The following is a 23,962-nucleotide window of genomic DNA, read 5'->3' as shown; positions in this document are numbered from 1 at the left end:
AACTCTTCAGGGGATCGTATAAACCGCAATCTCCCGCTCGATGCCGCGCAGCGAGACCTCGTGCGGCACGGGCGTCAGCGCGTTCCTGTGCAACAGATCGGCGGTGAGATTGTCGTCGACCACCGCACGCGTGGCGAAGATCGCCTGTGCGTTGGCGAGGTTCTGGACCCGCGAAGCAATGTTGACCGTCTGGCCGAAATAATCCTGCCGCTCGTTCATGGACACGGCTATGCAGGGGCCGGCGTGAACACCGATCTTGAGCAGAAGGTCCTCGCGCCCGCTTTTGTCATTGAGGGCCCGCATGGCGTCGCGCATCCGCAGCGCCGCGGCAATCGCACGGTCAGGCGTCGCGAAGGTCGCCATCACCGCATCGCCGATCGTCTTCACAACCGCCCCTGCCTCCGCCGCGACGATCTCGTGCAGAACCTGGAAGTGCTCGCGTACGAGATCGAAGGCTGAAAGATCGCCCACCCGCTCGTAAAGCTCGGTCGATCCGCGCAGATCGGTGAACAGGAAGGTCAGGCTGGTGATCTTCAGGCGCTGGTTGATGTCGAGCGTATCCGTGCGATAGAGATCCCGGAACGTCTGGTTGGTGAGCAGGCGCTTGGCGGTCACGAAGGGCCGGCGCTTGCCCAGGAAATCATGCAATACCGGGCAGGCGATGAAGACCGTCGGCAGCACGCGCGTGTCGGTCCTGTTTTCCAGCGAAATGCGCAATGGGCCGGGTTGCATCTCCAGCGTCTGGCTCTGGACATGGTCGCGGTCGAAGGCCAGAGAGAGGTTTCGCCGCTCTTTTGCCGGTTCGCCCTTCGCGTCGATGAACTGGGCCGAATGCGTGACCGGCTCGAAGACGATGATGAATTGGGGCGGAAGCTGGATGTGCAGAACCGCCTTTTCACCGGGCGCAAGCTCGATATCTTCCAGCGAGAACGCTTCCATCTTTTCCGCCAGATCCTCGTCCGGCAGATCGGCCCCGGACGCCCAGTAGATCTGGCGGTAATATTCCACCAACGGCAGTTCGTGTGGATTGTGGGCGGCAATCCTGCGCACGCGGGGACTGACGGTGAATGTCACCTCGACCATCTCGTCGAGGGTCGGCGAATAGCCCTGGGAGCACAGCGCGCAGGTGTATTCGTCCTTCTGCATGGTTTTCAGCGTTGCGTTGGTGTCGAGCACGCCGCCACAGCCGGGGCACAGAACATTCCAGGAAATGTCGAAGATGCCCACCCGCGCCGCATGGAGAAAGGCGCTTATGGTGCGTTCCTCGTCGAGGCCATGCTTGCTGGCGAAGGCCAGCGCATTGATGCGGCAAAGTTCGCGGTCCTTGCCCTCGGCGATGGTTTGCCGGATTGCGTCGATTGCCTGCGGATCGACATCGGTCGATTGCCGCAGAAGCGAGAACAGATCCTGAGCTTCGGTCATCGTGCAGGCTCCGGAAATTGCGCCGCTAGAGCATGATGCCGAAAAGTGTGAAGCGGTTTTCGGACGACATCATCCTCTATTTCCTGATTTAGAGGCGGATTCAGATTTCAGGTCGGACAGACCTGAAATCATCCGGCTCTAGGCGTGTTGGCCGGACCGATCTTCGACCCGAACGCTCCATCATACTGCTAAACGGACCGTACGGCCATTCGAATGGACAAGCCTGGTGACAGGTCAATTTCCATTTGTTGAATTCCAAACTATGATAGCCCATGGGGCATTCATCTCTGGGGTTTTCTCCATGCCGACACGCGACAACCCGCCATTTCCGGCGGCCCTGCGCCTTTTCTCGGCGGGGGTCATCATCGTCCTGATCGTCGGGGCCGGCCTGTTTTTCGCGCCTGCGCTGGTCAAGCCGCGCTGGCCCTGGGCCGTCACGCCGTTCAATGCCCGCTTCCTCGGCGGCTTCTACACCGCCGAAATGGCAGTGATGGGGGCGCTGCTGGTCTGGAATCGCTGGTCGCCCGGCAGGCTCGTGCTGGTCATGGCCTTCATCTTCACCGTCATCGTGTCGGCGGCTTCGTTCATCAACCTTGGCTATTTCAACTTCGAGCGCAAAGCCCCCTGGCTATGGTTTCTGGTCTATCTTGCGTCGGCCGCTGTATCCGCGCTGTTCCTGTGGCGGGCAAGGGCCCGCCCTTCTGCAAAAGGCGTGATCTTGAACCCCGCATGGCGCGCCTACCTACCGGTGGAAATGGCGATCCTCGGGGTCTACGGCGTCGGCCTGTTGCTGTTTCCCCTGACATTCGGTGGCTTCTGGCCATGGCCGATCGATGCCTTCCACGCCCAGGTCTACAGCGCCATCTTCCTCGCGGGTGCAGGCGGCACCTATCTCGTCTGGAGAAGTGCGCCGCGTGAGGAATTGCTGGTGCTCGGCCTGGCGCAGTTTCTGGTTGGCCTGCTTGCCGTCCTTGGCCTCGTCATCACCGACGCCGCCGTGCACCGGCTCGACTGGACGGCGGCCGGGACATTGTGCTGGCTTGCCCTTTTCGGCTGGATCGGCATCAGCGGTATCCTCAAGCTCTGCGCCGCCCCCCGGCATTTTGCCGCGCAATCAGCCTAGGTCGCAGAGACGGCTGGATTTTCAGGTGACGTCCGGTGCATCGTGCCGGGCATATTGCCTCTGTCACTTTGTTCTGACGCAATTCCGGACGGAAAACCGCTCACACTTTTCCTGGAATTGTTGTAGCCGGAAAAGCCATGACCAGCACGCCACCCCTAGAGAAAATCCAGCCGCAGCTCCGGGCCGTCCGGCCAAGCGATGCCGAGGCGCTTTGCGCTATCTTCAATATGCCGGGCTTCCGCTGGGGCACGCTCAGGATGCCGTTCGAGATGGTGGAGCAGGTGGAGCGGCGCATCGCCAAGTCCGGCCCGGAAACCACCTGGATCGTTGCCGAGTTGGACGGCAAGGTCGTCGGCCATGGCAGCCTGGTCGCGCAGGGTTCGCCGCGCCGCTCGCATATCGGCGAGATCAATATCGGCCTCGATGATGGCTTTGTCGGCAGGGGCATCGGCTCTGCCATCCTTGGCGCGCTGCTTGACGTGGCCGACAATTGGCGCGCCCTGAAGCGGGTCGAGTTGACTGTCTATGCCGACAACGAACCGGCCATCCGTCTCTACACAAGCCACGGCTTCGAGGTCGAGGGACGGCATGTGAAGGCCGGTTTTACCGACGGGCAGTACCACGACCTCCTGAGCATGGCCCGGCTGCGGTTCTGATGACCGCCGTCCCTGCCCCTGCGCCTCCGGTGGACATTTTGGCCGTGCTGTCGCTGCTCTGCCCGGAGGTCGTGCGTGACATCGAGCAGAACTGGAATGCACCGGTTTCCGATTATGCCCGCCATCTGTGGCGGCCGGTGGCAAGGCCTGGATCGGCCCCGTCGATTGCTGCCCGCTCGATCCTGCGCGACGTCCTGCAGCAGCGCCTCGGTGCGATCGTGCAGCCCGAAGCGATCGGCAAGGCCCTCGACGAATTCGACCACAGACCGGTTATCCAGTCCGGCCTGCACTGCCTGCTTCTGATGGATCGCATCACCTTCGATGCCCTGCTGCTTGCCTGGCTCGGCGCGGTCGAAAACGGGCTGTCGGCTTTTTTCGGCTTCATGGGAACGACCATGACCATGGAGACAACCGGCCGGGAGGGGCCGGGATGGCTGGATGTCGGCGACGACAAGGTCAATTTGTTTGGCATGGGCCGCCACAAACTGTGCCGCAAAAGCGCCTGCGCGGCCGGTCCCGTCGCCCTCAACGGGCGCGCGCTCGAAACGGTGGGCAATGAGACGGATGCCAGAAGCTGGCTCGGCACGCTGCTTGCCAGCCAGGACAAGGTATTTGCAACAGCCGCCGATGCGCTGACAGAACTCAACGAGCATCTGGTCGCCGATTGGGATCGTTCCGGCATGGCCCGGCCGGTTTTCATCGATGATAGGCTGGCCGCGACTGTCGTGGCGCGGCATCTGGAAGATGAAGGCAGTCTTCTTTCCAGGCTGCTCCTCGAGCCCGCAAGGCGCCGGCGTCTCGACCATGCCTTGCAAGAAGCCGCATCGGGCCCATTTGGCAGGTTCCTGCCCAATGCCACGGCCTATTTCTGGGGCATCCGCGAGCAGCGCGTGCGCAAGCTCGTCCTCGAGAACGGGCGGCTGATCGAGCCTGACAGGCCGCATGGTCTTTCCATCCCGTTCGAGCGGCCGCATCTCCAGCAGGCACTGCTGGACGGCATGCTTTTGCCGGACTTGTTCCTGATGGTCCTTGCCCTTGCCATATTGCCGCGCGTGCGGGTTGTGGGCGGCCTGAGACAGATTGGCTATGTCGCGCTTTTTCACTCGATCCTGCTGGCTGCGCTTGATGAAAACGCGCCAGAAGAGCGCGATCTGGCCGCCGAGCTGCAGGTTCGGGAAAATGCCTGGGGCATGCGGGTCATCGATGAACAAATCTCGGTCCGCGAGCAGCTTGCCGGACTGCCGGAAGGGGCGCTGTTCCCGGACCTGCTGCGGCAATACCGGTTGCGGACATTTGCCGAGACGACCGATGACCTGAAACCGGTTCGCGAAAACGCCCGATGGCGCAAGATCGGCCGGGCCTCAGGCCTCTGATCCGGCCGGGCTTTAGCCCGTCATTGCACCACGCCGGCCTTGCGGAGCCCCTCGACCATGAGTTCGAAATCGGCAGGGTTCTTGTAAGGCAAGACTTTGCGACGGTGTTCCAGCGAATAGGCGGGATTGACGCGAAGCAGGTCCTGCCATGCCGCATGGGCCTGCTCCAAACGGCCCAGATGGCCGTAGCATGCCGCCAGAAGCGCACGCGAGACGTCAGTGACAGCGTTGCGAGCCAGCCGTTGCAGCAAGAGGTCGACGGCCTCTTCGTACCTTCCCAGTTGAAACGATGCCAAAGCCTGGAAGTGCAGAAGCACATCCGGAAAGTATGGATTCAAGGTCTTTCCCCGGGCGAAACTCTCTAGCGCCTCCGCGGGTCTACCCGAATAATACAGCGCCTCGCCGCGGGCGACGTGCGCTTCGGCGAAGTTCGGATTGAGGGCTATCGCGCGCTCGACCTCGCCGATGGCTTCATCGTGCCGCCGTGTGTAAAGCTTGGCCGATGCCAGTGCCCAGTGCGCCCAGGGATCGCTGTCATCCAGCGTTACCGCTCGCGTTGCTGCCTCTTCCGCTTGCGCCATCGAGTCCGACGCACCCCACCTGTTGAGGTAATCGAGCCCGTGCGTGAGGGCTAGGAAAGCGTGGGCAGAGGCAAATTTCGCGTCCAGTTCGATGGCCCGCTGCAAGAGCTCGCGGGCCGCGACGTTCGTGTCCTTCGTCAGCCGGTGCCACAGCTCCCGGCCCCGCAGGAAACAGTCATACGCCTCCGGGTTGCGCTGGTGTTCGGGCGCCAGCCGCAGACGGTCATCCTCGGTCAGATTGAGCGCCAGCGCACCGACGATGTGCTGCGTCACGTCATCCTGCACGGCGAATATGTCGGTCAGATCGCGATCGAACCGCTCCGCCCAAAGATGGCCGCCTGAGATTGCATCGATGAGCTGCGCGGTGATGCGTACCTTGTTCCCCGACTTGCGTACGCTGCCTTCAAGGACATAGCGCACGCCGAGCTTCGTGCCGACATCCTGCACATGGACGTTCTGGCCCTTGAAGATGAAGGACGAATTGCGAGCGATGACGAAGAGCTGTGACAGTTTGGACAGCGCCGTGATGATGTCTTCGGAGATGCCGTCGGCGAAGTAGTCCTGTTCGGCATCACCGCTCATATTGGCGAACGGCAGCACGGCGATCGACAGTTTCGGCGGCGCTGCCGCAGCCGGAGGGCTCGTCGGGGTTTGCGAGGTCGCGGCCACCTTGGCCCCGGCGCCGACTTGCAGCGAATACACTCGGATCGGCTCGGCGATGTTCTTGAGCTGTGTGCTGCCGAGATCGCTGACCGAGAGGTCAAGCCTGGCCTTGACCTGGCGATAGGCATCCTCGGACAGGCAGATGGCGCCGGGCGCCGCAACGCCCTCCAGACGCGAGGCGATGTTGACGCCGTCACCCATCAGGTCGCCATCGCTCTCTTCGACCACGTCGCCCAGATGGATGCCTATCCTGAACTCGATGCGGCGCTCCTGCGGTACGCCGGCATTGCGCTCAACCATACCGTTTTGAATCTCAACGGCGCAGCGCACGGCATCGACCACACTGCGAAACTCAACCAGTGCCCCGTCTCCGGTACGCTTGATAACCCGCCCGTGGTGCACTGCAATGATCGGATCGATCAGGTCGCTGCGCAGTGCCCGCAACCGCGCCAAGGTACGATCTTCGTCCGCGCTCGCGAGCCGGCTGTATCCGACCACATCTGCAGCCAGGATTGCGGCCAGCTTACGGTTCTCGCTCATGGGTCGCCTCCTCATCTCCATCATAGCAGGAAGACGGCGGGACGAGGGAATTTTCGCAAATCACGGCCACGCGGCCGCCCGTATCGGCAGTGCTCCACCGCCAACCCAGACCGATGCCCATTTGTGCTGCCGCTTGCCGGTTGACGACTATCGGTTCATCCTTGTGAATACCCCGGCCGTGACGAGCGTGGCGAGATCACGCGTCATGGCCCAAGGTCAAAGAGATAGAGCATGATGTCGTCCGAAAACCGCTTCACACTCTTCGGCATCATGCTCTGGTGAGGTGTCCATGAACTGCTCTGGCTGCGGTTTCGAGATCGAGGGCGGTTACGCCTTCTGTCCGAAGTGTGGCCGCCGCCAGCCCGTGCCATGCGCCAGTTGCGGCTACGCCTGCGCACCTGATTTCGAGTTCTGTCCTAAATGTGGGGCAAGCGTGGGTGCGTCCGCAAAAGCTGCCGAACGGCCTGCTCCGACACCAAGCCGCACCATTGCGCAGCCCTCTCGAGCTCCGTCGCCGAACATCGAAAGCGAAGAGGGGCCGCATTCCGTCTCCGACGCCGATCGACGAACGGTAACGGTGCTGTTCGCCGATCTCTGCGGCTTCACGACACTCAGCGAGCAGCTCGACCCCGAGGTCATGCAGGCGCTGCAGAACGAACTGTTCAAGGAATTGACGGCGGCCGTGCAAGGCTTTGGTGGTTTCGTCGACAAATTCATCGGCGACGCTCTGCTCGCCTTGTTCGGTGCGCCGGTCGCGCATGAGGACGATCCGGAACGTGCGCTTCGAGCCGCTCTCGACATGATCGCCCGGACGGCGCGGCTCGGTGAAAGCACCCGCCACTCAGGCTCGCCGCTGCTGCTCCACATAGGCATAAACACGGGTCCGGTCGTTACTGGCGGATTGGGCATCGGCACCGCCAAATCCTATTCGGTGACCGGCGACACGGTGAATACGGCGCAACGCCTGCAATCGCTGGCTGCACCGGGTGAGGTGCTGGTGGGCGAACTCACGCACAGGCTGACCCGGCATGCCTTCTCGTACGAGTCGCTGGGCGATGTCGTCTTTCGCGGCAAGGCTGGCAGTGTGCTCGTCCACCGACTGGATGCACCGCTTGCGGCGCCGCGTGCAGCGCGCGGGCTCGAGGCGCTCGGCCTCAGTGCGCCCATAATAGGTCGTGATGCGGAGCTCAACAGAATGCTGGCGAGCCTTGACTTGGCGTGCGGCGGCTCGGCCCAGCTTGTCCGCCTCGTCGGCGAAGCCGGTATCGGGAAGTCGCGGTTGGTGAAGGAGTTCGTCGCCCGCGTCGGCGACGAGGATCGTTTTCGCAACGTCGCCGTGCGGCAGGCCACGTGCTCACCGCTGGGTGAACAATCATTTGGCGCCCTGGGTGCAGTGGTGCGCAGCGCTGCCGGGATGATGCAAAACGACAATGGGGACGAAATGCGGGGCAAGCTCGCAGCCTTGCTTGCCGATCTCGGCCTGCAGGGCGAGGAGGCGAAGCGGCTGATGCCTTTGCTCTACCATGTGCTTGGCCTCGGCGACCCCGATGCCACCTTGCAGCATGTCGAGCCCGAGCAGCTGCGGCGGCAAATTCTCTACGCGGTCCGCACAATCATGGAACGGCGGCTTGCGTTGTCGCCGCTGTTGATTGTCGTCGAAGACCTGCACTGGGCCGACTCCGTCTCGCTCGAGGCACTGCGTTTCGTGATGGACAGACTGGAACGCACGCGGCTGATGTTGCTGGTCACGCATCGTCCGGCGTCGGACAACGACCAACTCGACTCAAGTCGGGTCAGCCACACAGCGCTCAGGCTTTCGCCGCTCGACAGCGATGACGGACGCCGCCTGGTGGCGGCGCTTTTCGGCGAGAGCTGGGTAAACGCCGCAGGAGGGCTTCTCGACCAGATCCTCGAGCGCGCGGGCGGCAACCCGCTTTTCTTGGAGGAGATCGTTCGCGGCCTTATCGATCGCGGTGTATTGGTGCGCGAGGGCCAGCAATGGCGGACCGTGGCAGGCGAAGTCGCAACCGGCATCCCCGCCACGATCCAGGCAATGTTGCTTGCTCGCGTCGACCGGCTGCCGCAAGGGGTGCGCCGGTTGGCCCAGGAAGCCGCGGTAATCGGCCCGCGCTTCGATGCCACGCTTCTGAAAGCCGTGGCAGCCGACCCCGGCCGACTGGAAGCGGGCTGCGAACTGCTTTGCGATGCGGAAATCATCGAGGAAGTTGCCGGATCAGGCTCGGTCTCGTCGCAAAGCTACCGCTTTACACAAACATTGCTGCAGGACGTGATCTACCAGAATCTGCTCCTGCAACGCCGGACCGACATCCACGGCCGGGTAGGTGCCGCCCTGGAGCAACTGTGCGGCGACAAGCCGGAACGGTTCGAGGATCTGGCCGTGCTCGGTCACCATTTCGCTCAGAGCGCCGAGCGGGAGAGGGGCGCGCACTACCTGCAGGCGGCGGGAGATCGCGCTCGCATGATATACGCCAATGACGACGCCCTTCGTTTCTACGAGCGAGCACTGACTGCGTTGGGCGCGATCGGGCAAACACCGCTCAAACTGGCAATTGCAGAGCGCATTGCCGATTTGAGCGGCCCGGCAGGCCGCCGCGAGATTGCACACCGCCACTACGAGGCGGTGCTGCAGGCCTATCGCGAGTCAGCCGATCGTGTCGCGGCGGCGCGCGTTTTGCGCAAGATCGGTCGGCTGTTTTGGGACGTGGGCAAGCGGGACGACGCGGAATCGCGCTACGCTGAAGCGGCAGCGCTCCTCGATGGAGCGGATGCCCCGATCGAGCAGGCGCATCTCTGGCAAGAACGTGGCCGACAGGCGTTCCGCAGCGGAGATCACACTCTCGCGGCAAAATGGGCAGACGCGGCGCTGGATTGCGTACGCTCTCTGACAACGGAACATGTCTCCGATGATGCCACCCTCGTGACCGCCGAGGCACTTAATACCAAGGCTGTTGCGCTGGCTCGCCTTGGGCGAAACCATGAAGCCGTGCGTGAGGTTGAGCGCAGCATTGAATTGGCCGAAGCCGCCGGTCTGCTGGGCGCGGCCTGCCGCGGCTACACCAATCTCGGGGTGCTCTACACGACCATCGATCCGGCGAAGGCGATGGAGGTCTGTCGGCGCGGTCTTGAAGTGGCGCGCCGTATTGGCGATTTGGGTTTCCAGGCGCGCCTCCTCGCCAATCTGGCGGTAGCTTGTTGTACTTTCACGGATCGCTGTCCAACGGAGGGCGTGCCTGCTGCCGAGAAGGCCATCGAGATTGACCGGGCGCTCGACCAGCGCGAGCACCTGCCAGTGCCGTTGATCGTGCTTGGGCAGATCCACCAGTGCAACGGCCATCCGGAACTGGCGATCGGCTTGTTCCACGAAGCACTGGAGGTAGCCCGCGAAACGGGCGAGCCCCAACTGCTGTTTCCGTGCTATGATGGACTCGCAACGCTTAATCTCGACCTCGACAATCTGGCCGAGGCCGAACGCTACTTTTCCCTGGCGCAGGGTATATGCGCCCAGCACGGGCTCGACCCGGAAGCGCTTGTGGTGCTGCCTTTTCTCGACTAGCCGGGATAGGGGGTTGGACATGTCCGCGCCTAGTGGATTGATACCGCTTCAACCGGGCGACCGGGCGCCGAACCTGATACTCGACGCCATTACCCAGGAAGGCAAGATTGCGCTTGACGACTTTCGCGGGCAAAAACCGGTGCTGGTCGGCCTGTTTCGAGGTCTGCATTGTGCGTTTTGCCGGCGCCACATCGCCGCTCAGGCGCGTCTCGATCCGGAGCTGCGCGAAAAGGGCGTGGAGAGCCTGACGGTGGTCAACACGCCGATCGAACGGGCGCGGCTCTATTTCCGCTACCATCCAATGCCGAACCTGCTTGCGGCGTCGGACCCGGAACGCGCTTCACATCGTGCTTTTGGACTGCCCAATCTCGAATTCACCGAGAACGAGACGAACTGGCCGTACAAGGTCGCGATGGCAGCGGCACAGGACATGCGGGTCGACATACCTGGCGAATTGCCCGGTCCCATGGATCCGATGACAGCCGCCGCAATCCTCGACAAGAAGGACCACTACGAACTGACCGAAGCCGACGAGCAGATGATGGCCACGGGACACGGACAACTGGTTGGTCAGTTCCTGCTGGACCGGCAGGGGATCGTCCGCTGGAGCTTCACGGAGGTCCCGGAGGGTGGGCGATACATGTTTGGCGCCCCAAACCCGAAGGAGCTGATGTCAGCCGTGTCGCAAGTCGCCCAATAATGAACTGACAAGTTCACCGTTTATCCGAGCACGGCCTCGACAGTGGCGACAAAGTCATCGAGCGAGCGGTCGCCGCGAATCTCGATGCGCGGAAGGTCGATGAGATCGCTATGGAGGTCCGCCGGCCCGTGCCTGCGGCCGAAGCCTACTCGATAGCCGCACTCCCTAGCCAGCCGGCCAAGCCGTCGGTCGGTGACGGAGAAGGGGGCCGCGAACGCCCTGGTTGGCCGGCCGGTCCAGCGTTCGATGAACAGACGAGAGCGCAGGAGCTCGGCGGCCAGGTCAGCGCTCGACAGACCATCTATGGCGCGATGCGTCGCCATGTGGCTGCCGAAGAAGGCGCCTTCGGCAGCGAGGCGTCGCACCGTCCCGGCGCCCATAAGCGGCGTCGGCGGACCGATGTCGGTGTCCCACTTTGCACTTTCGCCCACCAGGTCCGTCACCAGGAACACTTCCGCGTTCAGGTCGTTGGCGCGCAAGATCGGCCAGGCATGGTCGGCGAAGTTCTGGAAGCCGTCATCGAAGGTGATGAGCACCGGGCGGCCGACGAAAGGCTGACGGTTGGCGATGGATGCTTCCAGCTGCTCGGAGCCAATGGCGTGAAAGCCATTGGCGCGCAGCCATCCCATCTGGCTGGCGAATGCGGCGGGCGTGAGCCGAAAGCGAGCGAGCGCGGCCGGACCTTCATCGGCAACGCCGTGATACATGAGGACAGGGATATGCTGGCGCTGCTCGTTACGTGCGACGTCGCGGCGCAAGGCTCGCGCCCCACCCCAGACGATATTTCGCGCGACGCCGATTTCGATGGGCGCGCGGATCGGCACATGATCGATCACCGGGTCCGTCGCCACATCGCCCGGCGATAGGCGGCGGAAGCGGTCTATGCGGTAGAGCTCGGTCTGGATCGATTGCTCGAGCACCAGGCCTTCGGTCGCTGCCAGCGTCTCGGAGATCGCCTGGGCACCGAATGTGTTCCAGTCGAAGCCCGTCTTTTCGACATTGTCACGCAGCACGAATGCGTGTGCGCTGATGAAACTACCGCCAGGCGCCAACGCCTCGGCGAATTTCTTGGCGATGCGCCGCAACTCGGCGAGATCGTCCAGATAGTAGAGCACCTCCGAACAGAAGATCAGATCCATCTCACCCGGCAGCGTGTCGGCAGCGAAATCGAGTACGCCGAACTCGACATTCGCCTGATTGTTGCATCGGGCGCGGGCTCGCTCGATGGCTATGGCGGAGATGTCGGTTGCGGTCAGATGGCCCACGCGCGGCGCCAGCTGCCGCGTGAAATGGCCCTCCGCACAGGCCAGCTCAAGCGCCCGGCCGATGGGACCGGCAGGCAGGATCTCGATCTGCCGCTCATATTTTTCCTGCTCATAGAGCGAGCTGTAGTTCCAGGGATCCTCGGTCGCGAAATAGCTGTTCCAGAACGCCGTGCGATCCTCGTCGTGCTTGTCCGCGACCCGTGCGCGGCGCGGCGTAACAGGCTCTGACGGTTCAGCGCTCGACCGAACCAGGTCATGCGCCTGTGCGGCCAATTGCGCGAGTTTGCCGAAGTGGCTGTCCTGATCGGGCTCGCTTCCCGCCATGGCAAACGATACCTCGGCTGCAGGCGTGTTTGACGTGGTCGCGCCGGCGCCCTTTTGCGGTCCAGGCGATCCTCCCGCAAGCCGCTCAGCAGGCACTACATCCAGGATCAATTCAATCCAATGATCGCTCGTCACCGTCCCGAGTGCACCGAACTGCACGACAGCCTCGATCCGGCCATCCAGCATCAGATGGGCATAGATCTGATCGATGCCTTCCGGCAGTTCGGTCGCGGTCGGATTGCGAGCGTCGACGCGAATTCCGAGCGTTCGCGCCAGCCTGCGCGGCGTGGCAAGATCGTCGGGTTCGAGAAGCATTTGCTCAAGCTGGTACTGGACGCGGCGAGCCGCTGCGGGATTGTCCCAGATCTTGCCGAGTTCGATGATCAACGCGGTGGTTGCGCTGCCGAACCTCGCCCATCCGGCAGCCAATTGCGCCGGCACCGACAGGCTTCCTGCCATGAGGCCATCGAAGATTACCTTGGCAATCTCATGCGCCCACTTGCGTCCCGCCGGGAGTGCGCGCAGGGGCTGCGGGTTGATCAAGCGCGAGCCTGAGCCGCATTCGGACGCGGCGTTCCGCAACGCCAGCCAAGCAAGCGCTTCAGATGCGGTGCCGCCTTTCGCCGAAATTGGACCCGAGGGATTGTGCGCCACGCCGTCTTACCTGCGCCTGGTTCTGAGGGAGAACAAGTGTTCCGCAACGCGCTTACATCGCCGGTCTGGAAAAAGCAAAAGGCGCCCCGAAAGGCGCCTCTTCATCGCTTGATTCCCCTAGAGGAAACTGGAGCGGGTGAAGCGATTCGAACGCTCGACCCCAACCTTGGCAAGGTTGTGCTCTACCCCTGAGCTACACCCGCTCACACGGCCCTTTGGCCGCAAGCCGGGCCTATATGGCTGAAGAGCGCGGCGATTGCAACAGGGAAATGACGGGCTTTTTGGTCGCGCCAAATCGCTTGGCGGAACCTTGTCGGCCACGCGGGTGGTTCATCGACTTCCCGCATGACGGTCTTGTCTCGGCGGCATCATTGGCCGTAAACGGCTTTGCCGCGCGCCGATACAGGGAAAGACCACCAATGCCGAAGACCGAAGCCGAGCTTTTCGCCTTTCTTGCCGATCTCGGCATATCAGTGTCGACCGTGCGCCATCCGCCGCTCTATACGGTGGCCGATTCGCAGTCGCTGCGCGGCGAGATACCGGGCGGGCACACGAAAAATCTGTTTCTCAAGGACAAGAAGGACAATTTCTTCCTGGTCAGCGTCGGCGAGGAGGCGGTCGTCGACCTGAAGCAGATCCACACGATGATCGGCGCCGCCGGCCGGGTGTCGTTCGGCAAGCCGGAGATGCTGATGGAGCTGCTCGGTGTCATTCCGGGCGCGGTCACCGTGTTCGGGCTGATCAACGACACCGAAAGACGGGTCAAAGTGGTGCTCGACCAGGATTTGATAGCACATGCGACAGTCAACGCGCATCCGCTGACCAATGAGGCGACGACGTCGATCGCGTCCGCCGACCTCATCAGATTCGTCGAGGCAACCGGACATGATGCTGCTATCTTGAAAGTCTCGGCTTGATCGCCACATGGATGGCGAAAACTGACCTCTAGTTAAGGACGTCGCGCTGCTCCGCTGGGCGCGATCGGAAGGGCGACGACATGAGCGACAACAACAATCCGTTTGGCGGCCAATTCGGCGGCAATTCTGGCCAGTACACCACGTCCGTGCAATATGGCGGCGCCGAGCCGGCCAAGTCGGCACTTGGCCCGACACCCGGCGCAGCACCTGCCGCTGGCGAGCTGATCAAGGACACCACGACCGCCACTTTCGCCGCCGACGTCATCCAGGAATCGCGCAAACAGCCGGTACTGGTCGATTTCTGGGCGCCGTGGTGCGGGCCCTGCAAGCAGCTCACGCCGCTTCTGGAAAAGGCGGTCAAGGCCGCCGGCGGCAAGGTCAAGCTGGTCAAAATGAACATTGACGATCATCCCTCGATCGCCGGCCAGCTCGGCATCCAGTCGATCCCGGCGGTCATCGCCTTCAAGGACGGCCAGCCTGTCGACGGCTTCATGGGCGCCATCCCCGAGAGCCAGATCGCCGAGTTCATCACCAAGGTCGGCGGCAAGGGCAATGGCGCGCCGCCGGTGGCCGAAGCACTGGCCGCGGCGGCGGAAGCGCATGCGGCGGGCGATGCGCAGACCGCAGCCGACATTTACGACGCCATCCTGGCGCAAGCGCCGGAGACGATCGAGGCGATTGCCGGGCTGGGCGAGCTTCTGTTCGAGGCCGGCGACAGCGACGGCGCCGAGGCGCTGCTGGCAACGGCGCCGGAGGCCAAGAAAAATGCGCCGGCACTTGCCGCGCTGCGTGCCAAGATGACGCTGGCTGCGGAAGCGGCAGCACTTGGCAATCCAGCTGAATTCGAGCAGCGACTGGCCGCCAATCCCGGCGACCACCAGGCGCGTTTCGACCTCGCCATGATCCAGAACGCCAGGGGCGAGCGCCATGCGGCGGCCGACAATCTTCTGGCGATTATAAAAGCCGACCGGACGTGGAACGAGGACGGCGCCAGGGCGCAGCTGCTGAAACTGTTCGAGGCCTGGGGCATGACCGACGAGGCGACGCTGGCGGCACGGCGCAAATTGTCGTCGCTGCTGTTTTCCTGAGCCGTTTGCCGGCCAAATTGCCGGGGCGTGGCTGTCGGGCCTTGCGGTCGGCGGCCGCCGCGCCAGATTAGGCCGATAACATCGCGCCCGAAGCGGGTCGGAGGAGTGAAGGTGCAGGTCGGAAACGCATTTTACCGGGTCGGCAAGGATCTGCCGGCAACCATTCCGGTGTTTCCGCTTGCCGGCGCGCTGCTGCTGCCGGGCGGGCGCATGCCGCTCAACATCTTCGAGCCGCGCTACCTGCAGATGGTGGATGAGGCGATCGCCGGCGCGCGGCTGATCGGCATCGTCCAGCCCAGCCTCAATGGCGCGTTGCGCGCCGACGGGGAGCCGGAACTGTGCAATGTCGGCTGCGCCGGGCGCATCATCTCGATGGCCGAGAGCGGCGACGGCCGCTATCTGGTTTCGCTGCAGGGCGTCTGCCGTTTCCGCATCACCAGCGAATTGCCGGTGAAGACGCCTTTCCGGCAATGCAAGCTGGCGCCGTTCCTCACCGATCTTGCCGAAGACCAGGCGGCAAGCGAGGTCGACCGGCCGGCGCTGTTGAAAGCGTTTCGCGCTTATCTGCAGGCCAACGATCTCGAAGCCGATTGGGAAAGCGTCAGCCGCGCCGAGAACACCATGCTGGTCAATGCGCTGTCGATGATGGCGCCCTACGGACCGGCCGAGAAACAGGCGCTGCTGGAGGCGCCCGACCTGAAAGCCCGCGCGGAGACGCTGATCGCCATCACCGAAATGGCGCTGGCGCGCGAGAATGAGGACTTTGGCTCCAGCCTGCAATAAGGGCTGAGCCGATGGCTGAAGGGGGATCCAATGGCTGCGGATGGGCGTGACGGCAAGTCGGTCAATGTCGATCCAAAATTGCTGGAGCTGCTGGCCTGCCCGCTGACCAAGGGGCCGCTGGCCTGGGACCCGGTGCGCGGCGAGTTGATCTCGCGGATCGCCAAGCTCGCTTATCCCGTGCGCGACGGCATCCCGATCATGCTGCCCTCGGAGGCGCGGACGATTTCGGCGGAAGACGTGCTGTCGCCGCCGCGATTGGGTGGGCCGGGCTGAGGGACCAGGGGTGGTTCAAACGGACCTCAGCCTAAGAAGCCATTCTGTTGGCGATCCTTCGCGCCCCCCTCTGCCCTTGCCGGCATTAATGTCATGGGCTCCCGACCGCCCTGCACTTGCCCTACTGAAAATTCCGCCCCTTGGGCATGACCCTTTCAGCTTTGTCCGAGAGGGTGGCAATGTCGGGCCGGGCAGCCGGCGTCATCTCTTCCAGCAGCACCGTCAGCCACGGTGTCAAATCCTCGATCTTTTCGGCGACGATGTGGATGACGTCGGATTCCGACTGCAGCTTGCCGGTGACCTTGACGAAGCGCGCGCCCATGACGATGGGCCGGAAACGGGTAAAGGTCCGCTCCCAGAAAATGACGTTGGCGACGGCCTTGTCGTCTTCTAGCGTCAGGAAGATCGCATTGCCCTTGCCGGGCCGCTGCCGCACCAGCACCAGGCCGGCGACCGAGACCCGCCTGCCGTCGCGCACCGAGCCGAGATTGGCATTGGGAATGACGCCGGCGCGGTCGAGCCGCTCGCGCAGGAAGGCGACCGGATGCGCCTTTAGCGACAGGCCGAGCGCGCGGTAGTCGTGGATGACGTGCTCGCCAAGCGGCATTGTCGGCAGTTTTGTCTCGGGCTCGAGTTCGCGCAGCCGGATCGCCGGCTGGTCGAACAGCGGCAGCCGTTCGGCGGCGCTCTTGCCATCCAGCGCGCGCACCGCCCACAAGGCTTCACGACGGTCGAGGCCGAGCGAGCGGAAGGCGTCAGCCTGCGCCAGTCTTTCGATTTCGCCGACATCGAGGCCCGAGCGCAGCCACACATCCCTGACGCTTGTATAGCCGGCGCCGCGCCGCGCGGTGAAAGCTTCCATACGCTTCTCGGCCAAGCCCTTGATCTGACGGAAGCCAAGCCGGACGGCGTGCCTTGTCTTGATGACACCGCGCATTTCGGCATGGCGCGCCAGGATGCAGCCCGGATCGAATTGGGCTTTCTCCAAGGTGCAGTCCCAGTCGGAAAAATTGACGTCGACGTCGCGGATGTCGACGCCATGGTCGCGCGCGTCGCGCACCAGCTGGGCCGGCTGGTAAAACCCCATCGGCTGCGAATTCAGGATCGCGGCGCAGAACACGTCGGGATAAAAGGTCTTGAACCAGCAGGAGGCATAGACGAGCAAAGCGAAGGAGGCGGCGTGGCTTTCGGGAAAGCCGTATTCGCCGAAGCCTTCGATCTGCTTGAAGCAGCGCTCGGCGAAGTCCTTGGTGTATCCCTTGCCGACCATGCCGTCGATCATGCGCTGGCGGTAATTGCCGATGGTGCCGGTGCGCTTGAAGGTGGCCATGGCGCGGCGTAGTTCGTCGGCTTCGCCGGGTTTGAAACCACCGGCGACGATTGCAATATTCATCGCCTGTTCCTGAAACAGCGGCACGCCGAGTGTCTTCTTGAGAATAGCCTCCAGCTCTGGCTTTTGATATTCAGCCGCTTCCTTGCCCTGCCGACGGCGCAGATAGGGGTGCACCATGTCGCCCTGGATCGGGCCGGGCCGCACGATCGCCACCTCGATGACCAGGTCGTAGAATTCGCGCGGGCGTAGACGCGGCAGCATCGACATCTGCGCGCGCGATTCGATCTGGAAGACGCCGAGCGTGTCGGCGCGGCAGATCATGTCGTACACGTCGTTCTCTTCCGGCGGCAGGGTGGCCAGCACATAGGGTCGGCCGTAATCATCCCGGGCCTTCGGATAATGGTCGGTGAGCAAGGTGAAGGCGCGCTTCAGGCAGGTCAGCATGCCGAGCGCCAGAATATCGACCTTCAGGATCTTCACCGAGTCGAGATCGTCCTTATCCCACTCGACCATCTTGCGCGCCTCCATCGCCGTCTTGACGATGGGGACGATCTCGTCGAGCCGGTCGCGGGTAATGACGAAGCCGCCGACATGCTGCGACAGATGCCGGGGAAAGCCCATGATCTCGTTGGCGTGGGCGATCACATGCCTGGTCGAGGTCTCGTTGCGGTCGAGGCCGCCGGCATGGGCCTCCTTCTCGCCGAGCTCCGAGGTCGACCAGCCCCAGATCGAACTGGAGAGCGCACTGCGGACATCGTCCGACAGGCCCATGGCCTTGGCCACCTCGCGCAGCGCCGAGCGGCCGCGATAGCTGATGACGGCGGCCGCCAGCGCGGTGCGCTTGGCGCTGTATTTGGAGTAGATGTACTGGATCACCTCCTCACGCCGCTCATGCTCGAAGTCGACGTCGATGTCGGGCGGCTCGTTGCGTTCCTCGGAAATGAAGCGCTCGAACAACGTGTCGATGCGCTCGGGGCCGACCTCGGTGATGCCGATGCAGTAGCAGACGATCGAGTTGGCGGCCGAGCCTCTGCCCTGGCACAGAATGCCCTCATTGCGGGTGAACTGGACGATGTCGTAAACGGTCAGGAAATAGCGCGCATAATTCAGACGCTCGATCAGAGCGAGCTCCTCACTGATGCGCTGCAAGACGGAAGCGGGGACGCCCGCCGGATAGCGCGTGGCGGCCCCCTCCCTGGCCAGACGCTCTAGCTCGGCCTGCGGCCCAAGCCCTGATTGCGTCGGCTCGTCGGGATAATTGTACTGGAGGTCGCTGAGCGAGAAGGTCAGTTCGCCGGCAAAGCGCAGCGTCTCGGCCAGCGCCCGTGGATGGGGGCGGAAGAGACGGGCCATTTCCAGCGGCGGCTTCAGATGGCGCTCGGCGTTGGCCGTCAGCTCCACCCCGACCTCGGCGACCGGCAAATTGAGGCGGATGGCGGTGAGCACATCTTGCAGCGAGCGGCGCTCGGCGCTGTGATAAAGCACGTCGTTGGTCGCCATCAGCGGCACGCCGACGATGTCCGCCATGCCCGCCGCCTGCTCGATGCGGAAACGGTCATTGCCGCGATAATCCGGCGCCATGCCTAGCCGCAAATTAGCGCCGAAACGGTCTTTCAGTTGACGGACCAATGCCAGGGGATCGTCGGCATTCGCCGAGAGATCCGGCAGCACCGCCAGCGACAGCAGGTCGCCCCATTCGAGCAGGTCGCTGCGCTGGAGAAGGGTCGCGCCCTTCTCGTTTTCATCGCGCAAATTGGCTTGCGTCAGCATGCGGCAGAGATGGCCCCAGCCCTTGCGGTTCTGCGGATAGGCGAGAATGTCCGGCGTGCCGTCGCCGAACACCAGGCGGCAACCGGGGTGATAGGCGAGCTTCTCGACCTTGGCCTGCTGCCAGGCGCGCACGACGCCGGCCACCGTGTTGCGGTCTGCCAGTCCGATCGAGGAAAAGCCGAGGAATTTGGCCGCCACCACCAGCTCCTCCGGCTTGGAGGCGCCGCGCAGGAAGGAGAAGTTCGACTGGATGCCGAATTCCGCATAGGGGATGACGGTCAGCGCGTTCATGCGAAGACCCCATGCATGAACCAGCGCGGCGGCACCTGCGGGTTGCCATAGAGGCCTTGCCGGTAGAGCCAGTAGCGGCGGCCGTCGGCATCCTCGATCCGGAAATAGTCACGCGTCGATGTGAGCGGATCGCTTGACGTTTCACGCCACCATTCCGGCGCGATGCGTTCCGGCCCCTCGGCGCGCGCGACCCGGTAGAGCGCGCGGCGCCAGCGGAAATTCATCGGCGGACCCTCAGGCATTTCGGTGGCCGGCACCTCGATCGGCTCGGGCGAACGGAACAGCCGGATCGGCCGTTCCGGCGGGAAGATGGTTGCGCGCGGCGCGTCTTTCGAGCCCAGCTTCCTGAGCGGTGTTTTGCGTTGTGGCGCTTCCGAGAACGGGATGGTGGCAATGGCGCGCTCCGGCAGATGGCTCTCGAGGGCGACCGGTTTCAGCACCGCACTGTCGCCGAGCCTGGCGCGGATGCGGTCGGCAAAGAGTGCCATGTCGGCGCCGTCATCCTCGGTCTCGCCGGTCAAATCGGCCTGCTGCATGTCGAAGCCGGCGGCCGCCAGCACCGAAAGCCGCACCAGGTCGAAGCCGTAGCCGGCATCGATGTCCTGTTCGAGCGCGGCCAGCCGCTCATGGAACAGGCGCTGGATAAGCTTGGGTTCGCGCAACGGTCGCGAGGTACCGACAGCGATGCGGCTGACGGCGCCGTCGGCGCGAAACAAAAGCAGCGCCAGCATCCTTGCGCCCTCGCCGCGGCGTTCGAGATCGGCCTTCAGCGTCACCGCCAGCAAGAGCACCAGCCGTTCGATCTCGGCGGTCAGCACGACCGGCTCGGCCAGGTGGCGTTCGACCGAAAGCGGGGCCACGGGCAGGCGCGGCGATACCGCCTCGTCGAGGCGGCCGAGCGCCTGGTCGAGCCGCAACAGCAAGGTCGCGCCGAAGCGACGGGCGAGCGGCGCGCGCGGCGCTGCCATGACCGCGCCGGCGGTCCGCAGGCCGACGCTTTCCAAGCTGGCGCGGATATCGGCCTCGATGCGCAGTGCCGCCAGCGGCAAGGGGGCGAGCAGCGCTTCCTCCTCGCCGGAGACAACGATGCGGTTGCCGCAGAAGCGCGCCGCCGCCCAGGCTGCACCCGGCGTCGCGGCCAACCCGGCGCGGACATCGAAACCCTGCTGGAAAAACCGCGCAAGGATGTCGTCCAGCATGGCGCGCTCGCCGCCGAACAGATGCGTGCAGCCGGTGACGTCGAGATAAAGGCCATCAGTACCGTCGAGCGCCACCAGCGGCGTATAGCGGTCGCACCAGTCGGCGAGGCCTTCGAGCAGCCGGCGATCGGCGTCCGGATCGGCCTCGACAATGTCGATCGAGGGATGCATGGCGCGCGCATCGGCAATGCCCATGCCAGGCTTCAGATGCAGCGCCTCAGCCCGCTCGCCGAGGGCCGATATGCGCTGGGCGTTGCGGTCGCGATGGCTGATCACGAGCGGTGGGTGAGATGGGGGCAGATGATCCGAAGGCCGGGAACGCCACGACCGTCCCAGGCGCTGGCGCAGGATCCGTTCTGCCGCCAGATGCGGGAACCACAGCGACAGAATTCTCTGCCCGTTTTTCGCGGGGCTTTCTTTCTTCGAATGCGTGTTCATCGGGGTTCCACTCCAGTGTGAATTGTCCAGGCAGAGCGGTGCGGCTCTTGCCGATGCTGACGGTGAAGGCAGGCCGGCCGATCGAGCCGGCGAGCGACCCGGCGATCGTCCGGCGGCTCGCCGCTGGTGCAGCCGACACGATGAGGCGCACCGGGGCGGCGGTCGGCTCGGCTTCGCCGGCCTGGCGCAGCAGGAACACCGGCCGGCCGGCGTTTTGGGCGCGCGCGTGCAGCCGGCGCGTCGCGGTGAGGTCGAGCCGCTGCGGGCTGCCACGGATCTCGAGGATGATTGCGGCGAGCGCCGTCATCTTCGCGGCCTCCTCGGCTACCCACAGCGCATCGGTGAGTTTCGGCGCCTCGGAAAACAGCAATTGCTCCGGTGCGATACCGAACATGCCCTGCAATCCCCTGGCATAGGGAAAGCCGGCCTCGCGAAAAATCTCCGATGTGCCGATCCACAGCACGGGCAAGGGCTGGCCCTTGAGGATCAGGCTGACCAGCGACAGCACAAAGCCGGCGACGGCCCCGGCATTGCGGGTCTCAAGGCCATGGATTTCGCTCAAGGCGGCTTTCGGCAGGCCGCCGCTGAGGGCCGCATCGAGGCGTTCGACGCCGGTGGGCAGGAAAGCATCCGGCGAAGCCACGGCAAGCCCGCGCCGGATGATGGTGACATCGGAATCGGGTTCAGGCGCGGCGTGGAGACAGCCCTCAGCACGCGCACGAGGCCGCTCGCTGGCCGGCGCAGCCAGGCGCTCGGGCAGCGTTCCCTCGATCTTCGCGATCTGGCGGCGCAGGGCAAAAACAGTCTCCCGCGCCACGGCTGATGTCGCCATGACGGTCAATTTCTCTCACAATTGTTCCTGTTATGTTCCTATAGATTCCAGAGGGTGCCGGAAGAGTCAAGCGGAGTCAGAAGGAATTTATTCCTTGATCAAAGGTGGCGAGGCCAACCTTGGACTTTGGTCGCAGCCATTCGGCGCAAAGAAACAGTCATTGGCCAGGTACCCGTCCATTTGCCGAGTCCGGAGGGAAAGCCTATATGCCGGGACAAAGGACAAAGCATGGCCCGCATCTACAAGACCCGCACCTGGCACGACGAACTCTCGCCTTCGATCGAGGAAATGGAGTTTCTGGCGCTGGAGGCGTACGCGCATCTGCCGGACGATTTTCGCAAGCTGACCGGCGAGATCGTCATCATGATCGCCGAATTCCCGACCGACGAGATCATGGACGATCTGTCGCTGGAGACGCCGTTCGACCTGCTTGGCCTGTTCGAGGGCCGCGGCATCGCCGAGCGCTGGAACCCGCAGACCGGCGAGGGCCCGAACCGCATCACCCTCTACCGCCGCGCCATCCTCGACTATTGGGCCGAGAACGAAGAGACGCTGGGCGACATCGTCACCCATGTGCTGATCCACGAGATCGGTCACCATTTCGGCCTGTCGGACGACGATATGGAAAAGCTTGAAGAGGCGGCGGAATAGCCCCACCTTTGTCATCCCAGGGCGAAGCAGGAGCGAAGCTCTGTCGCGAAGACCCTGGGATCCATGCCTAGGGTCTGCGTCGCGTCGCTTCGCTCCTTGCTTCGCCCTAGGATGACGAAGACGCGGAGGTTGACGCCTTCCCTACCAGTCGCTGAGCTTCGTATCCGGCCCGTATTCCTGGCCGTCGATATCCTTCACCACCGACTGGCCGCAGCGCATCGATTTGGTCTTCTTGTCGTAGGCGTAGGTCGGCGAGCCGTACAGGTGCCAGCCCTTGTTCAGCGCCGCTGTCACCTTGTGGCAGAAGGTCGAATCGTCGGGGGCGGACAAAAAGCGGTAAAGTCTCATGGGTCAGATCCTGTCGTGAGTTCGTCTTTTCGGGGCGGATCATGCGCCGATGGCGGCGGCCTTCGCCAGCAATTTCTCGGCCTGCGCCAGGTGCAGCCGCTCGACCATCCTGCCGTTCAAAGCAATCACGCCCTTGCCGGCATTTTCCGGCAAGGCGAAGGCATCCTTCACCGCGCGCGCCTCGGCCAGAGCTTCGGGCGCGGGCGCAAAGGCTCGGTTGGCGGTTTCGATCTGGGCGGGGTGGATCAGCGTCTTGCCATCGAACCCCATGGCAGCGGCTTCCGTGCATTCGCGCGCAAACGCGTCGAGGTCGCGAAAATCGTTGGAGACGCCGTCGAGCATGTCGATGCCGCCGGCCCGCGCCGCCAGCACCATCTGCATCAGCCAAGGCACGAGGTAGCGCCGATCAGGCGTCGCCAGAATGCCGGTTTCCTTGACCAGATCGTTCGTTCCGGCAACGAAACAAGCTAGGCGCGAGGCCGGGTCGCGGCCGAGTTCGGCAATGGCGCCGATATTGAGCATGGCCTTGGGCGTCTCGATCATCGCCCAGAGCTTGACGCTGTCGGGGGCAAAATTATCGTCGAGCACGTCGCCGACTTCGAGGATATCGCGCGGCGTGGCGACCTTGGACAACAGGATGCCGTCGGGCTCGAATTTCGCCGCGGTCAGCAGGTCATCGTTGCCCCATTCGCTGGACAGCGCGTTGACGCGCACGATCATCTCGCAGCGGCGTTTCGGTCGGCTGGCGAAAATGCCGGCCAATTTGTCCCGCGCGGCGATCTTGTCTGAGGGCGCGACGGCGTCTTCGAGGTCGATGATCACGGCATCGCAGGCCAGCGTCGCGATCTTGGCCAGCGCCTTGTCGTTGGAGGCGGGGACGTAAAGCACCGAGCGGCGCGGGCGGTAAGGTTCGCTTGTCATGGCCGATCTATGCCGCGTGGGGGCGGGGGAGGCAAGCGTCCGACCGGTACCTGATGACGAGCCAACCGCGAAAGCTTGCGCTGCCCCGCCCGTCCCGCAGCAGTTGCGGAAGGGGGGCCTTTCCTCTCCCCCGTCGATCGGGGGAGAGGTGTGGAGCGCAGCTCGCCGGGGGGGGGGGGGACGCCGGGGGTGGAGGCCCGAGGGGGGCACCGCGCGCCGCGGGTTGGGCCCCCTTGGCCGAGG

At 63.9% G+C, this 23,962-nt stretch carries 18 protein-coding genes and 1 tRNA gene; 10 read left to right on the top strand and 9 right to left on the bottom strand.

Features of this window, described 5'->3' with window-relative positions; translation table 11 throughout:
* Positions 1–6 precede the first annotated feature (6 nt).
* Positions 7–1,422 carry an adenylate/guanylate cyclase domain-containing protein gene (locus tag NKI15_RS27765; protein ID WP_023685078.1) on the bottom strand — a complete coding sequence of 472 codons (1,416 nt, stop codon included), beginning with the start codon at positions 1,420–1,422 and terminating at the stop codon, positions 7–9.
* Between the two features lie 301 nt (positions 1,423–1,723).
* Here NKI15_RS27765 and NKI15_RS27760 point away from each other — a divergent pair, with 301 nt between their 5' ends.
* The 3 genes from NKI15_RS27760 to NKI15_RS27750 all read left to right on the top strand — a co-directional run bounded on the left by NKI15_RS27760 (position 1,724) and on the right by NKI15_RS27750 (position 4,574).
* The gene (locus tag NKI15_RS27760; RefSeq protein WP_352676159.1) at positions 1,724–2,545 is read left to right on the top strand and encodes a hypothetical protein; all 822 of its coding nucleotides are present in this window, start codon (positions 1,724–1,726) and stop codon (positions 2,543–2,545) included.
* Positions 2,546–2,682: 137 nt separating this feature from the next.
* Positions 2,683–3,201, top strand: a complete 519-nt coding sequence (locus NKI15_RS27755) for a GNAT family N-acetyltransferase (RefSeq protein ID WP_352513591.1) — start codon at positions 2,683–2,685, stop codon at positions 3,199–3,201.
* Positions 3,201–4,574: a hypothetical protein gene (locus NKI15_RS27750; RefSeq protein ID WP_031246243.1), complete on the top strand. Its 1,374-nt coding sequence runs from the start codon at positions 3,201–3,203 to the stop codon at positions 4,572–4,574. Before NKI15_RS27755 ends, NKI15_RS27750 begins: the two co-directional genes overlap by 1 nt.
* Before the next feature lie 20 nt (positions 4,575–4,594).
* On the opposite strand, the gene NKI15_RS27745 is transcribed toward NKI15_RS27750, so the two are convergent.
* Complete coding sequence (locus NKI15_RS27745; protein WP_352514266.1) at positions 4,595–6,358, bottom strand: adenylate/guanylate cyclase domain-containing protein; 1,764 nt, start codon at positions 6,356–6,358, stop codon at positions 4,595–4,597.
* Between the two features lie 289 nt (positions 6,359–6,647).
* On the opposite strand from NKI15_RS27745, the gene NKI15_RS27740 reads away from it, so the two are divergent.
* Positions 6,648–9,932, top strand: coding sequence for an adenylate/guanylate cyclase domain-containing protein (locus NKI15_RS27740; protein ID WP_023706801.1), 3,285 nt, complete (start codon positions 6,648–6,650; stop codon positions 9,930–9,932).
* A 19-nt stretch (positions 9,933–9,951) separates the two neighbouring features.
* Positions 9,952–10,632, top strand: coding sequence for a redoxin domain-containing protein (locus NKI15_RS27735; protein ID WP_023672127.1), 681 nt, complete (start codon positions 9,952–9,954; stop codon positions 10,630–10,632).
* Between the two features lie 20 nt (positions 10,633–10,652).
* Here NKI15_RS27735 and NKI15_RS27730 read toward each other — a convergent pair whose 3' ends face one another.
* Together NKI15_RS27730 and NKI15_RS27725 are read right to left on the bottom strand one after the other, a co-directional pair.
* Positions 10,653–12,875 carry an SAM-dependent methyltransferase gene (locus tag NKI15_RS27730; RefSeq protein ID WP_352887599.1) on the bottom strand — a complete coding sequence of 741 codons (2,223 nt, stop codon included), beginning with the start codon at positions 12,873–12,875 and terminating at the stop codon, positions 10,653–10,655.
* A 128-nt stretch (positions 12,876–13,003) separates the two neighbouring features.
* Positions 13,004–13,078 (bottom strand) — tRNA-Gly (locus NKI15_RS27725).
* A gap of 216 nt (positions 13,079–13,294) precedes the next feature.
* Here NKI15_RS27725 and NKI15_RS27720 point away from each other — a divergent pair.
* The 4 genes from NKI15_RS27720 (at position 13,295) to NKI15_RS27705 (ending at position 15,936) form a co-directional block, all read left to right on the top strand.
* Positions 13,295–13,792, top strand: a complete 498-nt coding sequence (locus tag NKI15_RS27720) for a prolyl-tRNA synthetase associated domain-containing protein (RefSeq protein ID WP_023672125.1) — start codon at positions 13,295–13,297, stop codon at positions 13,790–13,792.
* An 80-nt stretch (positions 13,793–13,872) separates the two neighbouring features.
* On the top strand, positions 13,873–14,880 hold the full coding sequence (gene trxA, locus NKI15_RS27715; RefSeq protein ID WP_023736734.1) for a thioredoxin: 1,008 nt from the start codon (positions 13,873–13,875) through the stop codon (positions 14,878–14,880).
* Between the two features lie 111 nt (positions 14,881–14,991).
* Positions 14,992–15,663 (top strand): LON peptidase substrate-binding domain-containing protein, encoded by a 672-nt coding sequence (locus NKI15_RS27710; protein WP_023685086.1) that lies wholly within the window; start codon positions 14,992–14,994, stop codon positions 15,661–15,663.
* Positions 15,664–15,693: 30 nt separating this feature from the next.
* Entirely contained in the window at positions 15,694–15,936 is a 243-nt protein-coding gene (locus tag NKI15_RS27705) for a Trm112 family protein (RefSeq protein ID WP_023687636.1), read from the top strand.
* 121 nt (positions 15,937–16,057) lie between these two features.
* Here NKI15_RS27705 and NKI15_RS27700 read toward each other — a convergent pair whose 3' ends face one another.
* The 3 genes from NKI15_RS27700 to NKI15_RS27690 are packed head-to-tail and all read right to left on the bottom strand — an operon-like array spanning position 16,058 to position 21,799.
* A complete protein-coding gene (locus tag NKI15_RS27700) occupies positions 16,058–19,330 on the bottom strand; it encodes an error-prone DNA polymerase (protein WP_023750946.1) in 3,273 nt (1,090 codons plus the stop codon).
* A complete protein-coding gene (locus NKI15_RS27695; RefSeq protein WP_352887594.1) occupies positions 19,327–20,805 on the bottom strand; it encodes a DUF6504 family protein in 1,479 nt (492 codons plus the stop codon). Before NKI15_RS27695 ends, NKI15_RS27700 begins: the two co-directional genes overlap by 4 nt.
* Positions 20,747–21,799, bottom strand: coding sequence for an ImuA family protein (locus NKI15_RS27690; protein ID WP_023751180.1), 1,053 nt, complete (start codon positions 21,797–21,799; stop codon positions 20,747–20,749). Before NKI15_RS27690 ends, NKI15_RS27695 begins: the two co-directional genes overlap by 59 nt.
* A 228-nt stretch (positions 21,800–22,027) precedes the next feature.
* Here NKI15_RS27690 and NKI15_RS27685 point away from each other — a divergent pair, with 228 nt between their 5' ends.
* Complete coding sequence (locus tag NKI15_RS27685) at positions 22,028–22,450, top strand: metallopeptidase family protein (protein WP_023699282.1); 423 nt, start codon at positions 22,028–22,030, stop codon at positions 22,448–22,450.
* 141 nt (positions 22,451–22,591) lie between these two features.
* Here the strand turns inward: NKI15_RS27685 and NKI15_RS27680 are convergent, their stop codons facing one another.
* Together NKI15_RS27680 and NKI15_RS27675 are read right to left on the bottom strand one after the other, a co-directional pair.
* Positions 22,592–22,798 (bottom strand): DUF1737 domain-containing protein, encoded by a 207-nt coding sequence (locus NKI15_RS27680; RefSeq protein ID WP_023699283.1) that lies wholly within the window; start codon positions 22,796–22,798, stop codon positions 22,592–22,594.
* Between the two features lie 39 nt (positions 22,799–22,837).
* Positions 22,838–23,719 carry an HpcH/HpaI aldolase/citrate lyase family protein gene (locus NKI15_RS27675; RefSeq protein ID WP_023699284.1) on the bottom strand — a complete coding sequence of 294 codons (882 nt, stop codon included), beginning with the start codon at positions 23,717–23,719 and terminating at the stop codon, positions 22,838–22,840.
* Positions 23,720–23,962 lie beyond the last annotated feature (243 nt).

It is taken from the genome of Mesorhizobium sp. M0862 (genome assembly GCF_040319795.1).
Taxonomy (GTDB): Bacteria; Pseudomonadota; Alphaproteobacteria; order Rhizobiales; family Rhizobiaceae; genus Mesorhizobium.
The sequence above is the reverse complement of the archived record's forward strand: the minus strand, read 5'-3'. Positions and strand labels throughout refer to the sequence as shown.